Origin of the sequence: Humibacter sp., assembly GCF_051954055.1 — a bacterium.
GTDB lineage: Bacteria > Actinomycetota > Actinomycetes > Actinomycetales > Microbacteriaceae > Humibacter.
In genome coordinates this window covers 151,642-166,708 of record NZ_JBQCIE010000092.1, presented here as the reverse complement: position 1 = coordinate 166,708, position 15,067 = coordinate 151,642, and the positions used below count along the sequence as shown (strand labels likewise).

The window sequence follows — 15,067 nt, the reverse complement described above, 5'->3', positions numbered from 1 at the left end:
GGACCGTGCGGTGCGGACCGGTCTGGCCCGTGTGATGGCATCCGACCGCGGTACCGCGGCTCTCGAATTCGTCACCGCCGGTCTCATCCTCCTCGTCCCTACCGTGTATCTCGTTGTCGCTTTGGCGAGCATCCAGGGTGCCGAACTCGCCGCCGCCGGCGCAGCACGTCAGGCGGCACGGGTCTTCGTGCAAGCGCAGAGCGAAGCGGATGCCTCCGACGAGTCGTCCGCGGCCGTCGCGTTCGCGCTCGCCGACTTCGGCCTGCCCGCCGACGCGGCCACGGTCGAGGTTCATTGCGCACCACGTCCGGATGCCTGCCTCACCCGGCTGGGAACGGTCACGATCGCCGTGCAGGTGCGTGCGCCGCTGCCGCTTGTGCCGGATGTGCTGGATCTGCGCCGCGACGCGTCTGTGACGGTGCAGGCGACCAGCACGAACCGGGTGTCGCGACTGTGGGGTGCAGGGTGAACGGGACCCGAAGCGAAACCCGATTCCCCAGGCACCTTCGGTCAGGGACGATCGCACGCGGACTGGCCGATGACACCGGGTCGATCCTGCCGCTCGTGATCTTCTACGCGTTCCTCTGCCTCGTTCTCGTTCTTCTGGTCTCTGCAGTGACCTCGCTGTACCTAGAACGCGAGCGCCTGTACGCGGTGGCGGACGGTGCGGCTCTCGCCGGCGCTGAGTCCTACGATCTCGAGAGTGTGGCTGTCGTCGACGGGCATCCGCGTCCGACGCTGGAGTCGCCTGCGGTGCGTGCGGCGGTCACGGAATTCCTGTCGACGGCTGTCGCCGACGGCTTCGACGCGCTCGAGGTCGAGCAGGCGGGCAGTGCGGATGGCCGCAGCGCCGTCGTGAGGTTGTCCGCGGTGTGGCACCCGCCCATGGTCTCGGTGCTTGTGCCTGCCGGCATCCGCATCGAAGTCACGTCGACGGCACGCAGCGTTTTCTGGTGAGCACGCCATCGTGCCCGCTCGCTGGCACATCAATAGTGGCGCTGGGGCTGCGACTGACTCCATCGCCTCGGCAGAGCGAGCGAGCTCGCTCTGCTCTCACCTCAGTCGTCAGTAGTCGCGCTGCGCGCTGCGACTGACTCCATCGCCTCGGCAGAGCACGCGAGCGTGCTCTGCTCTCGCCTCAGTCGTCAGTGAACGTGCCGGTTGCGACGGATCGCGTACAGCACGCCCCCTGCACACACCCCGAGCAGCACGGAAACGCCGATCGTGACGAGAGTCGAACCGATCGCGGACGGCAGGTCGATGCCGCTCGATCCACCCGTGGCGTTGTTCGCCGCAGGCGGGGGACTCGCGTTCCCGCCCGACGTCGCAGGCACGGCCGATGCCGGAGCACGGCAGTTGTTCTCGCTGTAGGAGACCGCGCGCTCTGGATCGAGCACTACGGCGCCGCCTCCGTCGTAGCCGTGATCGGGAGCGCGGGGTCCGCACCCGCCGAAGTAGTCGCCGATCGTGGCGTTGACCGTGCCGCCGGCGCCGGCCGCCACGACGATGGCGGCTCGCTCGACCCCATCGAACGTCGTGCCGATCACGATCACGCTGCCGGTCACCGATCCCGCGTCGATCGTCAGGCCGGTGGCGAAGTGCGCGAGGCTCGAGTCCTCCACGTCCACCACGAACGACGGGCCGGACGCCGCGGAGAGCTCGATCGCCGGCCCCGCTCCGTTTCCATTGCCCGCGGGATTCAGTCGTGCGATCTCGGCTCCGCGGCTGCCGGTGACGAGCACCGCGGGTCCGGTCGCACCGACGACGAGCGTTCCGTTGACGACCGCCTCGCTGACGGCATCCAATTCGACCGCCGTTCCGACCTGGGAGAACGTGTTCGAGTCGAGGAGCGGCGTCGCAGTACCGCGAACAAGTACGCCGGTGTCGTCGTCCTCGAACGTGTTGCCCAGCATGGTGACCCCGTCGGCGTCGCTCGCGCTCACGCCCACCCCGTGGCCGCCCGCGGACCGGCTGCCGAGCAGCGAGTCGCCCTGAAGGTAGGCGTCGCGAGCGCCATCGAGTCGGATGCCCGTCGCGCACTGCAGCACAGCTGCGCCGACGATGCGTGCGTGCTGAGCCGTCACGGCGATGCCCGTCGGCGACCCGGCGGCGTGGGAACAACTGGTGGCCACCGAGTCGATGGTGACGTTGTCGGCGGCGACGGCGATCGCCGCGCCGTCGTCTGGCGCGTCCACCGTCGCCTCGTTGGCCGCAAGGGTTATCGCCTTGTCCACTCGGACTGTTCCCCGGTAGGTTCCGGGTCGCAGGGCGACGGTGTCGCCGGTGCGTGCCCGTGCGATCGCGGCGTTCACGTCGCCTCCGGGGTTCACGCTTATCGTGCGAGCCGGTTCGGCGGATGCGGCGGCCGCGGGAGTCAGCGCGAGACCGGCCGTCGCGCCCAACAGCACGACGGTGAAGGCACCGGCCTTCAGTCGCGATGCGCGAAGCAGGAGGGCCACCTCCCGTCAGATCCACACTCTCGCTTCCAGGATCCTCTCGTGCTCCGACCACGACAAGGCGCGGCGGCCGAAGTTGATCAGTTCGCGACCGCGCGCTTCCGCGGGATGTATCTCGGTGCGTAGCGAACGAGCATCCAGGCGCCGATCAGCCCGAGAACGCCCATGGACACGGATGCCGCGGCGAGCGAGAACAGCGCCGTCAAGCCGGAGACGAACATCGGAGCTCCCGCCTGCCCGACGTCGTTGGTGAAGCGCCACGCTCCGAGGAACGGCGCAGGATCCGACCGAGGCGCAAGATCCGCGCCGAGGGTCATGAGGATGCCGCTGCCCACGCCGTTCACGACGGCCATCGCGATGGCCACCACCGTGAACCACGTCTGGTCGGTGACGAACGCGAGTGCGATGTGCGTCACGCTCAGTCCGAGCATCGACGGCAGTGCGGACCACAGGCGTCCGAACCGGTCCATGATCTGTCCCGACGTGTAGAACAGCGCGAAGTCGACGGCGCCGGCGATGCCGATGATCAGTGCGGTGTTCGTTGCGGACAACCCGATTGCGACTGCGGCCAGAGGCAGGATCACGGTGCGGGATGACCGCAGCGCTGAGATGAGGGCGGCACACGTTCCCATGCGCAGCAGAACCGCACGGTTGGTCCAGATGGTGCGGAAGAGGCCCTCCGTACGCTCCTTCGCCTCGACGCGGCCGGCATCCCGCACGCCTTCCGCTTCTGCCGAGGGCACGGCGACTCCGCCGGTGGTCGCGGCGGAGACCGGTCGAGCGGCCACGATCTTCTCGGTGGGATCGGGAACCACGATCAGTACGAGCGTCGAGGCCAGGCACATCACGATGTGCACCCAGAACACGGCGTGCGGGTTGCCGAACAGGGCGATGACGCCGGCGCTGATGAACGGTCCGATGAACCAGCCGCCGCGGAACACCCCGCCCAGTGTCGACAGCGCGCGTGCGCGGTAGCGAAGCGGCACGTAACCGGTCATGAAGGCGTGCCGCGCAAGGGCGAAGACGCTCGTCGCGAGCCCGATCAGGAAGACGCCGATGGTCAGCATCAGGTCACCAGGAGCGAGCAGGCAGATCACGAGACCGACGACGCAGAGCAGTGCGGAACCGATCATCGAACGGCGCTCGCCGAATCGGGAGACGACCCAGCCGCTGGGGATGTCGCCGACCATCTCGCCGACCATGATCATGCCGCCGATGAAGCCGGCCAGGGCGAGCCCGGCGCCCAGATTGTGCGCGAGCACCGGAATGATCGGGATGACCGCGCCCTCACCGATCGAGAACAGCGCCGTTGGCAGGAATGCGGCGAGCGCGATATCGCGGATGCTGAAGTTCGCGTCGCTCGAGGTCATGTCGGCTACCAGCCTACGGCCAGTGGTATACCACTCCGCACTACTGTTCGCGGCTGCGCCGCTCAACGGCTCGGTCGGCTCGGCCGTGAGAGCGAGCTCTCACGGCTCTCGCCTCGGTCGCCGCTGTTCGCGCCGCTCAACAGATTCCATCGGCTCGGCCTAGCGAGCAAGCTCGCAAGGCTCTCGCCTCAGTCATCTGTAGGCTTGTGCGGTCATGATCGAACTGGACCTGAGCGCGCAGATCGCCGAAGTGCGCGCGACTTTCGCAGACATCCGCGCCGTCGCCGACGTGGACAGGCTGCGTGCCGACATCGAGCGACTGAGCGAGGAGGCCGGAGCTCCCGACCTCTGGGACGACCCCGAGAAGGCACAGCAGGTGACCAGCGCGCTGAGCCATCGGCAAGCCGAGCTGACCAGGTTGAACGGCATCGAGCAGCGTCTCGACGACCTCGAGGTGCTGGTCGAGCTCGCCAACTCGGAAGGCGACGACGAGTCGGCCGAGGAGGCCAGGAACGAGCTGCAGGAACTGCAGAAGACCGTCGGCGATCTCGAGGTGCAGACGCTTCTCGACGGGGAGTACGACGAGCGTCCCGCCGTCGTCACCATTCGCGCGGGCGCGGGCGGGGTGGATGCCGCCGACTTCGCCGAGATGCTCCTGCGCATGTACCTGAGATGGGCGGAGCAGCACGGCTACTCGGCGCAGGTGATGGACACCAGCTATGCGGAGGAGGCGGGCATCAAGTCCGCCACGTTCGAGGTGGATGCTCCGTACGCGTTCGGCACTCTTTCCGTGGAGGCGGGCACGCACCGGCTGGTGCGCATGAGCCCGTTCAACTCAGCCGGTAAGCGTCAGACGTCGTTCGCCGCCGTCGAGGTCATTCCGCTGATGGAGGAGGCGCAGGAGGTCGACATCCCGGAAACGGACATCCGGGTGGATGTCTTCCGCTCGTCGGGTCCGGGCGGCCAGTCGGTGAACACGACGGACTCGGCTGTGCGCATCACGCACCTGCCGACGGGCATCGTGGTGTCGATGCAGAACGAGAAGTCGCAGATCCAGAACCGGGCAGCGGCCATGCGGGTGCTGCAGTCCCGGCTGCTGCTGCTCCAGCGAGAGGCGGAGGCGGCAGCCAAGAAGGAGCTCGCCGGCAACATCACGGCGAGTTGGGGCGACCAGATGCGGTCCTACGTTCTGGCGCCATATCAGATGGTGAAAGACCTCCGCACGGAGCACGAGGTGAACAACCCACAGGCGGTGTTCGATGGCGACCTCGACGGATTCATCGCCGCCGGCATCCGCTGGCGCAAGCAAAAGCCCGTCGGCTGACCACGCAGGTGAGTCGCTGGGTCGCATCGGCGGGACGAGTGCTTAGGCTGAGCGGGTCATGATCCGATTCGACCACGTCAGCAAGAGCTACAAGGGAACTCCCCGCCCGGCCCTCGACGACATCACGACCGAGATTCTCCGCGGAGAGTTCGTGTTCGTGGTCGGCGCGTCCGGATCCGGCAAGTCCACCTTCCTGCGCCTCATCCTGCGCGAGGAGCGCGCCACGCGCGGCAAGCTGCATGTTCTGGGCCAGAACCTCAGCAACATCTCGAACCGCAAGGTGCCCTACTTCCGTAGGAACGTCGGCGTGGTCTTCCAGGACTTCCGCCTGCTCACCAATAAGACCGTCTTCGACAACGTCGCGTTCACCCTGCAGGTGATCGGCAAGTCGAAGGGATTCATCCACGAGGCCGTCCCCGACGTGCTCGCCATGGTGGGACTCGAGGGCAAGGGCCAGCGTTTTCCGCATGAGCTCTCCGGCGGTGAGCAACAGCGTGTCGCGATCGCCCGCGCCGTCGTGAACAAGCCGCAGATCCTGCTCGCCGATGAGCCCACCGGAAACTTGGATCCCGCCACCAGCGCGGGAATCACGGCCGTGCTCGAGCGCATCAACGCGTCGGGCACCACCGTGCTGATGGCCACGCACGAGGCCGGCCTCGTCGACCGCATGCAGAAGCGTGTCATCGAGCTCGTGGGCGGCAAGCTCATCCGCGACGAACGACACGGCGGCTACGGCTTCACCGCGGCGATCCCGGTGCTCGACGAGCACGGTCGAGCTGAGGTTCCGCGCGCATACGGCGCTGAAGACGAACCGGCGCAGCAACCCGGCGCCGCGGCATCCGCAACGCTCGTCAGCGCTCGCGCCGGGAAGCCTTCGCGGGCCGACCGCAAGGCGGAGAAGAAGGCGGTGAAGGATGCCTCGCGCACGCGTCGCTCGCAGCGCGCTGCGGAGACACCCGTCGCGTCCGAACCGACGGTCACGTCGGTTGCGGCGCCCGTGACGGCTGCAGTCGCTGCTCAGGACCCGCAGGCGCAGGAATACACGGTGCCCGCGCAGCCCGCGCCCGCGCAGCCCGCCGTCGCCGAACCGGGCGCGGCGGAACAGGCTGCTGCGCCGGTCGCGGCCGTGCCCGTCGTCGTGGAACCCAGCGCCGACACGGGTCAGCACGCGAAGCCGGCCACGGCCGCCGTGCCGTTGCCGCAGGCTCCCGAGAGTGAGGAGCACTCGTCCGCGCTGCAGCCGGCGCGACCGCGCACCGAACGCGAGCCCGTGCCCGCGGGGGTGCCGCGCGAAGCATCCACCAGTCGTGAGTCCGTGCTCGAAGGGCACTTCGCCAATCCGCCGACCGCGCCGATCCGGCGTCCCGACTCGGATGTTGCGGAGCTCACCCTCGCCGAGCGGCTCGGCCTGCGCGCACCGGGTAAGCACGATCACGAAGACGACTCCAATCAGGATGTGGGGCCGGTGTCATGAGATTCGCACTCGTCATGTCCGAGGCGGGGAGCGGCCTGAAGCGCAACCTGTCCATGGTGATCTCGGTCGTCCTTGTGACGTTCATCTCGCTCACATTCGTGGGCACGGCCATCCTGATGCAGATGCAGATCGGCCAGATGAAGACGTACTGGTACGACCGTGCGCAGGTGGCGGTGTACATGTGCACCGAAACCGATGTGAGCACGACCTGTCAGGGGCAGGATGCGACGGCCGAGCAGATCGCGGCAGTGAAGGCGAAGCTCTCGTCGCCGGCGCTCGCGCCGTTCATCGAGAAGTTCTACTTCGAGAATCACCAGCAGGCGTACGCGGACTTCAAGAAGCAGTTCAAGGGCAACCCGGTCGCCGACTACGTCACCCCCGAACTGCTGAACCAGACGTTCTGGATCAAGCTGAAGAACCAGGCGCAGTCGGACGTGATCGCGCAGAGCCTCAGCGGCGTCGCCGGAGTGCAGTCCGTCACAGACCAGCGAAGTTATCTGGACCAGATCTTCCGCATCCTGAACGCAGCCAGCCTCACCGCGATAGCCATAGCCATCGTGATGCTCGTCGCCGCAGCGCTGCTGATCGCCACGACGATCCGACTCTCCGCGTTCTCTCGAAGACGGGAGCTCGGCATCATGCGGCTGGTGGGTGCATCGAACGGGTTCATCCAGACGCCGTTCGTGTTGGAGGGCGTACTCGCAGCCTTGATCGGATCGCTACTCTCGGTCGGTGCGGTGTTCGCGATCGTGCAGTTCTTCGTGCGCGGCTATCTGTCGCAGAAGATGCAGTTGACCTCCTTCGTGGGGCTCGACAGTGCCTGGATCGTCGCGCCGATACTCGTGATCGTCGGCATCGGGCTGGCGGCGCTGGCCTCCAGCGTCGCGATCCGTCGCTACTTGCGGGTGTGACCGACCCATGCGTCCCATCTGCACGGTAGGCTGGTGGGCTGCTGCGCCCAAGCCCGGTGCGGCGCTCATGTGCGCAGAATGCTGGCGCGCCGTGTCGAGTGGAGAGGTGAGCCATGCCCAGGGAACGTGGTCAGAAGGTGGTGGCGACCAACCGCCGCGCCCGCCACGACTACCTGATCGAAGACACGTATGAGGCTGGGTTGGTGCTCACGGGCACCGAGGTGAAGTCGTTGCGCGAGGGCCGTGCGTCACTCGTCGACGGCTACGCGTTCATCGACGGGGGAGAGGCATGGCTGGATGCCGTGTACATCCCGGAGTACCTCGACGGGACGTGGAACAACCATGCGCCTCGTCGCAAGCGCAAGCTGCTGCTGCACAAGCAGCAGATCGTGAAGATCGCGAACAAGATCAAAGACGGCGGCTACACGCTGATTCCGTTGCAGCTGTACTTCTCCGACGGCCGCGCGAAGGTCGAGATCGGCGTCGCCAAGGGTAAGCGCGAGTACGACAAGCGGCAGGCGTTGCGCGAACGGCAGGACAGGCGCGAGGCGGAGCGCGCCATGTCCAACCGCAACCACCTTGGCGAATAGCAGGACGGTTCAGGCCGTTTCGCGGCCGAACGCATCGGCAGCGAGCGCCTCCACGAGCAATTCCTGCGTCTCGCCCAGCCACCAGTACACGACCCGGTCGGCGGCCGCTCCGCCGCTCCCGTCGTCGTCATCGTTCTCAATACCCAGCCGGTCCGCCACCATCAACCGCAGGTCGGTGAGGTTGCGCACAAGCGCAAGAGCGAGTTCGGCGTCGGTGGTGACCGTGCGTGAGGTCGCACGTCTCCAACGGGAACCGGATGCCTCCTGCTCGGCGGCCATGAAGGCATCCATCACGTTCCGTGCGGCTCCGCTCTTCGCGGTGACCAGGTCGACGTCGGTGAGCGCGTGGAACTCCGCCGCCGCCTCGGCGTCGTCGCGGTAGGCGTCAGGGAACATCCGGTCGCGGCCGGCTGTACCGGCGGCCAGTCGGGTGAGCCGGTCGGCGAGAAGGCCGAGTAGGTCGGCCTCGAGCCGCGAGAGCGCGATGAACTCGTTGTCCGACACGGTGACGGCCAGCGAACCGCCGTCGAGACGGCGGATGTGCGTCACTTCTCGGCCCTGTCGACCGACGCGGAGAGCCCGTAGCCGTGCATCGCATGCACGTGCACCTCCATCGCCTCGCGGGTGCCGGTCGCGACGATCGCTCGGCCCTCGTGATGCACCTGGAGCATCAGCTGCGTCGCCTTCTCCCGGCTGAAGCCGAAATAGCTGCGGAACACGTAGACCACGTACGACATGAGATTGACCGGGTCGTTCCACACAATGGCCCGCCACGGTGTGTCGAGGGTGTGGCGCGGCGTGAGGTCGAGCGCCTCGTCTGTGCGTTCGATCGTGCTCGGTGCGGGGATCGAGGATGCCACCCCTCCAGATTCGCACATCCGGGCATGACATGCGCGCGCTCGGTGTTGTACTCTGTAAGGCCGCACCGGTTGCGGATGCACCTCACAAGAAACTCAACAGTGCGCGACAGCGGCCCGCCTCATGGGGATGATCGGTTTCGACATCGTCTGCGAGATTACGAGAAGCGGGTCGAGGATGCAGGGTTATCTCGCTAACGCTCCCTGCAAAAAATAAGTGCCAATTCCAACAGCACTGTCTCCGCTAAGGCCCAGGTCGCTCTCGCGGCCTGATCGTACTTAGCGATCTAAGAGACCGTCAGCCCGGGAATGCTCTCTACCCGGATCCTGGCGTCAGCTAGAGAGATTGCTTCTACGCATCGTCATGGGGCGTAGAGGGACTCCAACCGTGACTGGGTTCGTCGGATCAGCTGCCAATGGCAAGTTCCGGAACCGAGCAAAGCGCCGTCATTGGATACGCCCGTAGAAGGCGTATGACCACAGCGATGGACGGGGGTTCAATTCCCCCCATCTCCACACGATTGAGCGAGGGAAGAGAGCAAGCCTGCTTGCTCTCGGACTGAGCGAGTGAGTGTTGAGGCGCGTAGCGCCGAACACCATTCAAGCCGCTGTCTCGCACTGCTGAAACGAAAGGCCGCCCACAGGGGCGGCCTTTCGTGTGTGCGATGGGGTGTCAGCATTCAGGCACTGGAGAGGCCAAGGCGGCGAGCCGCAGCGCTCCCTCCACGGGCGGCACGTCCAGGATGCGCAACTCGAGTGGCGGGGAAAAGCTGTTCAGGCGCTGGCTCACTTCCCGGCGCAAAGCGGGCTGATTCACGATCACCCCGCCTGCGGCCACGACGTGATCGCCAAGTCCTCCACGGTTGACCACGGCCGCGACGTTGTCCGCCAGACGTTGGGCAGCGAACCCGATGGTCTCGCCCGCGAGCGCCGATCCCGCCTGATCCGCCTCGAAGACGCGCATGGCTGCCGAGCCCCAGTAGTCGGGCGACGCGGCGAGGGTCGCTGACGCCGCCAGCTCCGCCGCGCTTCCGGCTTTGTGGTGCGCGAGCAGGCCGGCGATGAGTGGATCATCGCCTGGGCCCGCCCCGGCATCCATCGCGGCGAGGGTTCTGATCAGGGCGTCGCGTACAAGGCCGGGGCCGCTGCCCCAGTCGCCGAGGAGCCAGCCGTGGCCATCCGCGGTGACCCGTGCGCCTGCTGCATCCCTTGCACTGACGATCGAACCGGTGCCCACGACCATGGCGATCGCACGGTCCATTCCCATCGCCGGTGCCAGGAGGTCGGCGTCGTTCTCGATGCGGACCGAAATGCCCAGCGCACCAGAGACGGCATCGCGAGCACGCTGGAGCTCTGCTTCGGTGTCGCAGTCGCGCAGTCCTATCGCGACGCTCGTGATCGTTCCGATGAGCGCCTGACTGCCGATCCATGACGCGAGACGGATGAGGTTCCTCTCGTCCGAGAAGAGGTGCCCGTTGCGCCATTCGGACGACGGGCGCACGATGTCTCGTCGTGCACCCTGAGAGTCGATGAGAGCCAAGTGCGTCTTTGTGCCGCCGACGTCCACCCCGATGAGACGATCCGGATGCCGGTTCATGTCAGGTATGTGGCGGTGCGCGCACGCTCTATGGCGAGATCGCCGATCCCGGTGATCGCTGCGTCGAAGCCGAACCGGCTGGGCACGATACGGGGCACCGACGGAATGCGACCGACCAGCCGTCGCGTGATCTGTTCGGCGGAAAGAACGCTGTACTGTGCGAAGGCGCCGGCGAGCACGATGACGCTCGGTGCGACTACGACGGCGGTGGCCGCGCAGATCAAGGCGATGTTGTCGAAGAACTCGTCTCGGGCGCGGGCTGCGTCGGCGTCTCCTTGCTCGACGAGCTTCATCATCGCTCGGAAAGCCGGACCTATCCGTCGGTCCAGGTGGCCGTCACCGTGCTGCATGTACGGCCGGATCTCGCCGGAGATGCAACCCTCGACATCGCCGAGGTCGGTGAAGTAGCGGGAGAACGACTTGGCCGAGGTGAGCAGGTACCCCACCTCACCGGCGACCGAACCCGCGCCTCGATGAATCCGCCCCTCGCTGACGATGCCAGCGCCGATTCCGGTGCCGAGCACCAGAGCGACGGCGCTTTCGGCATCCCGTGCAGCCCCATGCAGCAGCTCACTGTACGCCGTTGCGTTGGCGTCGTTCTCGGCGAGCACGGGAAGACCGGTGCGTTCCGTCACGATCCGAGCGACCGGAACGTCCCGCCAGTCCAGCTCGATGGCGTTGACGACGACGCCGTCATGGGTGATGCCGGGAAGGGCGATTCCGATGCCGGTGAGCGGCGCATCCGTTCCGGTTTCGCCTGAGGTGATTCGATCGACCAGCCGCAGCAGCCCGTCGAGGCGTGCCGTCGAGGCATCGCTGTCCCGGAAGTTGAACGGCTCGTACGTCTCGTACAGCACGTTGCCACTCAGGTCGATGATGCGGCCACGCGCGTTGTTCTCGGTCATATCGACAGCGGCGACCGTACGGATGTCTGCCACGTACTTCAGGAGGTGCGACGGTCTACCCGTGGCTGAGCGGTCAACACCGCCGTGCACGATGGCACCCTCCTCGAGGAGTGCCTGGCAGAGCCGCTCCACGGTGGCGGAGCTGAGCCCGGTGCTCTGCCCGATCGCGCGTCGCGATAGGGGACCGTTGGACCGAAGGAGATCGAGGATGGCCGTACGGTTGATCGCGGTCACATCCCTCGTCGTCGCTGTGCGAGGCGAGATCCGGGAGTGGCCGGCCCGGTGAGGCACAGGGGCGGTCGGCGACTTGCGCCGGCCGGAATCGGGCCGCGCAACTGTGCCGTTCTCCCCTTCGTCGGTGGACGTCACGATCGTGTTCCCTTCCCGAAGCGGTGTTCCGGACCCGGACGGCGGTGCACCGGATAGCGCAACGTCAGCACCTCGAAGGGCGCGAGCCGCACGGTCCCGTCTGGTCCCGGCGAGGCGCCGACCGGAGCATCCGTGTGCTCTTCCAGCAGCGACACCGCTTGTCCCGGACCGTATTCCGAGGGCACGGTGATCCTTGCGGAGGCGCGCCGACCGATAGGTTCGTACACCCGCACGATGAGATCGCCGGAACGGTCGGACGCCAGCTTGACGGCCGACACAATGACGTCGGGCTCGTCGACGGTGACGATCGGAGTCACAGCGCTTCCACCGCGGACGGAACGCACGGGAACGTCGAGCTCGGTGGCTGCCGCTGTGGTGCCGAGGAGGTCCGTGCCGATCGCGAAGGCGTAGACGTGAGTATGACCGCCCTGATCCGCCATTGGATCCGGGAACCTCGGCGAACGCAGCAATGAGAGCCTGACCGTCGTCGTCACCCCGTGCTCCGGGTCGGCGTCTCTGATCACGTCGTACCCGTACGTGGAGTCGCCGAGCAATCCCACGCCGAAGCCCGGTTCGGCAACGTGCACGAACCGGTGCATCGAGTGCTCGAACTGCGCTGTCTGCCAGCTGGTGTTGGTGTGCGTTGGGCGTCTCACGCATCCGAACTGTGTCTCGGCGACGGAGTACTCCGCGTGCAATGACAGCGGGAAGGCCACCTTGAGCAGCCGTTCGTGCTCGTGCCAATCCGTCGTCTGCTCGATGCGGAAGGTCCGGGTGTTGGGTGCCACCGTGATCCGCTGACGAACCCAGGACCTCGAGAACCGGCGCTCGACGGTGACATGCACGCCGTCGTTGTCGGATTCCACGGCGAACGAGTCCGCCTGCGCCAGGTTCTCGACATGGTGCCGGTAGTGCTCGTCGAGGTCCCAGGCGTCGCGCGTGTTGGGGAAGTCCTGGTGGAGTTGCAGTAGACCCGCCGGGCGTCCCTTCGGGATGATCTCCCTGCCGGTCGAGATGTCGACGGCCGATGTGATGAGCCCATCAGGCGAGATGACGACCCGGATGACTCCGTTGTCGATCTGAACTCCGTCGCAATGCTCGTGCACGACGGGACGCAAGGCGTCTGTCGCGGTTGCGGGCGTCACTGAGAACGCGGAAGCGCCCCCTCGATCGAGAGAAGAACCGTTTGCGGTGAACTCTGCTTCTCCATCGCCCACGAGTGCCAGCAGCGAACGACGGCTGATCGCCTCCGCGGCGCCGATCAGCCTCGAATAGGTCTCGACCGCCTCGCGATGCACCCACGCGATCGAGGAGCCGGGGAGGATGTCGTGGAACTGGTGCAGAAGCAGGGTCTTCCACAGTGCATCCAGCTCGTCGTACGGATAATCCAGGACTCCGCGCACAGCAGCCGTCGTCGCCCACAGCTCGGCCTCGACGATGAGACGTTCTCCACGCCGATTGCCTTGCTTCGTGTGGTGCTGGCTCGTCAACGTGCCCCGGTGCGCTTCGAGCACGAGTTCACCCACCCAGACCGGCGCATCCGGGAGTTCGGCACGCGCGCGCTCGAAGAAGTCATCCGGCTGCTCCCACATGACGCGCGGGCTGCCTTCGAGATCGGCAAGACGGCGAGCTCGGCCGATCATCTCTCTGGTGGTGCCTCCTCCACCGTCGCCGTAGCCGACCGCCGCGATCGAACCCGACGCCCTGGCCGACTGCGCGAATCGCCGACGGGCTCCTGCCAGCTCCGATGCCGAGAGCCTGGCGTTATAGGTGTCTATCGGCGGGAAGTGGCTGAAGATGCGGGAGCCGTCGATTCCTTCCCAGAAGAACGTGTGGTGGGGAAAGGTGTTCACCTGATTCCACGAGAGCTTCTGGCTGAGGAACCACTCGAATCCCGCCTTGCGGATGAGCTGGGGGAGCGCGCCCGAGTACCCGAAGCTGTCCGGCAGCCAGACGCCGCGACAGGTCACGCCGAACTCCCTGCGGAAGAACGACTGCCCGTAGAGGAACTGGCGAACGATGGACTCGCCCGACGGCATGACGGCATCGCTCTCCACCCACATGCCGCCGAGCGGCACGAATCGACCACCGCGTACGGCATCCACCACCCGGTCGTAGACCTCCGGTCGGTGGTCGCGCAGCCACTCATACTGCTGAGCGCTCGACATCCCGTAGACGAATTCCGGGTTCTCCTCGAGCAGACGAGTCATCGACGACGTGGTCCTCGCCACCTTGCGCACCGTCTCGCGCACGGGCCACAGCCAGGCCGAGTCGATGTGAGCGTGCCCGACGGCGGAGAAGATGTGCTCGCTCGACGACGCGGGACTCGCGAGCACGGCGCGCAGTTCGTCGCGAGCCGAGGCCGCCGTCTCGCCGACTCTGTGCACGTCGATGGCATCCATCGCCCGATCGAGCGCGAGCAGGATGCCTGCACGACGCGGCCCGTCGTCGAGTTCGGCCTGCAGCTCGAGGAGAACCTCGACATCGAGGGCCAGTTCGTGGCACTGAACGTCGAACACGACAAGGTCGGCACGACGCACCGCATAAAGGGGATCGGGAGACGCGGTGAGCACGTCGCCCTGCCACGTCGGCAGTAGCGGCAGGTGATCGAGCAGATCGGGATTTGCGGCAGCCTCGACGAAGAACTCGATCTGGTCGCCGCAGCACGCCTCGTCCGAGATCGGAATCCACTGATTGCGCGGGTTCACCGCCTTGATGGGCGTGCCGTGGGGGTCGTAGGCGAGCCCCTCGCACTGGAACCCCGGCAGCGTGGAGTCGAAACCGAGATCGATCACCGCCTCCACGCGCAGGCCGTGCCACTCGTCCGGGACGAGGCCGGTGGCTCGGAACCACACCGTCGACCAGGCGGCACCCCACGCCGTGCCGACGCGATAGGGCAGGTACTCGAGCCCGAGTGCGTCGGCGGCCGCAATGGGCTCACCGGGAAGCTCGGCCGACGCGAGCTCCAGCGGCACCCTGAGGGCCGAGATCGCGGGGCGGATGCGCTCGTCAAGAACCCGTTGCGTGCGGTCGATGATCAGCCGGCTGGCAGAGTCCATGTCGGTGGGTCACCTTCCACGTCGAGGGTTTCATATCAGAGTGAAGTCGCATCTGGCCCGGGCGATTGGAGGCCAGATGGCAACTTGTTGATCTAGGCGTTGCCGCTTATCCATCATAGTGATATGAATGTCTGCAACAACCCTCGCAGGCCGTT

At 66.6% G+C, this 15,067-nt stretch carries 13 protein-coding genes and 1 other RNA gene; 7 read left to right on the top strand and 7 right to left on the bottom strand.

Annotated features, from left to right (window positions below):
* Nucleotides 1-10: 10 nt before the first annotated feature.
* Both ACTHNC_RS10645 and ACTHNC_RS10640 read left to right on the top strand, forming a co-directional pair.
* Complete coding sequence (locus ACTHNC_RS10645) at nucleotides 11-469, top strand: hypothetical protein (protein WP_440294571.1); 459 nt, start codon at nucleotides 11-13, stop codon at nucleotides 467-469.
* Nucleotides 466-957 (top strand): pilus assembly protein TadG-related protein, encoded by a 492-nt coding sequence (locus tag ACTHNC_RS10640; protein ID WP_440294570.1) that lies wholly within the window; start codon nucleotides 466-468, stop codon nucleotides 955-957. Before ACTHNC_RS10645 ends, ACTHNC_RS10640 begins: the two co-directional genes overlap by 4 nt.
* Before the next feature lie 188 nt (nucleotides 958-1,145).
* On the opposite strand, the gene ACTHNC_RS10635 is transcribed toward ACTHNC_RS10640, so the two are convergent.
* Both ACTHNC_RS10635 and ACTHNC_RS10630 read right to left on the bottom strand, forming a co-directional pair.
* Nucleotides 1,146-2,459 carry a right-handed parallel beta-helix repeat-containing protein gene (locus ACTHNC_RS10635; protein ID WP_440294569.1) on the bottom strand — a complete coding sequence of 438 codons (1,314 nt, stop codon included), beginning with the start codon at nucleotides 2,457-2,459 and terminating at the stop codon, nucleotides 1,146-1,148.
* Between the two features lie 77 nt (nucleotides 2,460-2,536).
* Nucleotides 2,537-3,826, bottom strand: a complete 1,290-nt coding sequence (locus tag ACTHNC_RS10630; protein WP_440294568.1) for an MFS transporter — start codon at nucleotides 3,824-3,826, stop codon at nucleotides 2,537-2,539.
* A 214-nt stretch (nucleotides 3,827-4,040) separates the two neighbouring features.
* Between ACTHNC_RS10630 and prfB the strand changes: the two genes are divergently transcribed.
* The 4 genes from prfB to smpB all read left to right on the top strand — a co-directional run bounded on the left by prfB (nucleotide 4,041) and on the right by smpB (nucleotide 8,125).
* The gene (prfB, locus tag ACTHNC_RS10625; protein WP_440294567.1) at nucleotides 4,041-5,150 is read left to right on the top strand and encodes a peptide chain release factor 2; all 1,110 of its coding nucleotides are present in this window, start codon (nucleotides 4,041-4,043) and stop codon (nucleotides 5,148-5,150) included.
* Nucleotides 5,151-5,208: 58 nt separating this feature from the next.
* Nucleotides 5,209-6,624 carry a cell division ATP-binding protein FtsE gene (gene ftsE / locus ACTHNC_RS10620; RefSeq protein WP_440294566.1) on the top strand — a complete coding sequence of 472 codons (1,416 nt, stop codon included), beginning with the start codon at nucleotides 5,209-5,211 and terminating at the stop codon, nucleotides 6,622-6,624.
* Nucleotides 6,621-7,535 (top strand): permease-like cell division protein FtsX, encoded by a 915-nt coding sequence (ftsX, locus tag ACTHNC_RS10615; RefSeq protein ID WP_440294565.1) that lies wholly within the window; start codon nucleotides 6,621-6,623, stop codon nucleotides 7,533-7,535. The genes ftsE and ftsX overlap by 4 nt, the downstream gene beginning before the upstream one ends.
* A gap of 113 nt (nucleotides 7,536-7,648) precedes the next feature.
* Nucleotides 7,649-8,125 carry an SsrA-binding protein SmpB gene (gene smpB / locus ACTHNC_RS10610; RefSeq protein ID WP_440294564.1) on the top strand — a complete coding sequence of 159 codons (477 nt, stop codon included), beginning with the start codon at nucleotides 7,649-7,651 and terminating at the stop codon, nucleotides 8,123-8,125.
* A 9-nt stretch (nucleotides 8,126-8,134) separates the two neighbouring features.
* Here smpB and ACTHNC_RS10605 read toward each other — a convergent pair whose 3' ends face one another.
* Both ACTHNC_RS10605 and clpS read right to left on the bottom strand, forming a co-directional pair.
* Nucleotides 8,135-8,674 carry a DUF2017 family protein gene (locus ACTHNC_RS10605; protein ID WP_440294563.1) on the bottom strand — a complete coding sequence of 180 codons (540 nt, stop codon included), beginning with the start codon at nucleotides 8,672-8,674 and terminating at the stop codon, nucleotides 8,135-8,137.
* A complete protein-coding gene (gene clpS, locus ACTHNC_RS10600) occupies nucleotides 8,671-9,003 on the bottom strand; it encodes an ATP-dependent Clp protease adapter ClpS (protein WP_440294562.1) in 333 nt (110 codons plus the stop codon). The genes ACTHNC_RS10605 and clpS overlap by 4 nt, the downstream gene beginning before the upstream one ends.
* Nucleotides 9,004-9,108: 105 nt before the next feature.
* On the opposite strand from clpS, the gene ssrA reads away from it, so the two are divergent.
* Nucleotides 9,109-9,501: a transfer-messenger RNA gene (ssrA, locus tag ACTHNC_RS10595) on the top strand.
* A gap of 154 nt (nucleotides 9,502-9,655) precedes the next feature.
* Here the strand turns inward: ssrA and ACTHNC_RS10590 are convergent.
* From ACTHNC_RS10590 to ACTHNC_RS10580, 3 genes are all read right to left on the bottom strand, one after another.
* Nucleotides 9,656-10,579: a BadF/BadG/BcrA/BcrD ATPase family protein gene (locus ACTHNC_RS10590; protein WP_440294561.1), complete on the bottom strand. Its 924-nt coding sequence runs from the start codon at nucleotides 10,577-10,579 to the stop codon at nucleotides 9,656-9,658.
* On the bottom strand, nucleotides 10,576-11,718 hold the full coding sequence (locus ACTHNC_RS10585) for an ROK family protein (RefSeq protein ID WP_440294560.1): 1,143 nt from the start codon (nucleotides 11,716-11,718) through the stop codon (nucleotides 10,576-10,578). The genes ACTHNC_RS10590 and ACTHNC_RS10585 overlap by 4 nt, the downstream gene beginning before the upstream one ends.
* Before the next feature lie 131 nt (nucleotides 11,719-11,849).
* Complete coding sequence (locus tag ACTHNC_RS10580; protein WP_440294559.1) at nucleotides 11,850-14,912, bottom strand: alpha-mannosidase; 3,063 nt, start codon at nucleotides 14,910-14,912, stop codon at nucleotides 11,850-11,852.
* Nucleotides 14,913-15,067: the final 155 nt, after the last annotated feature.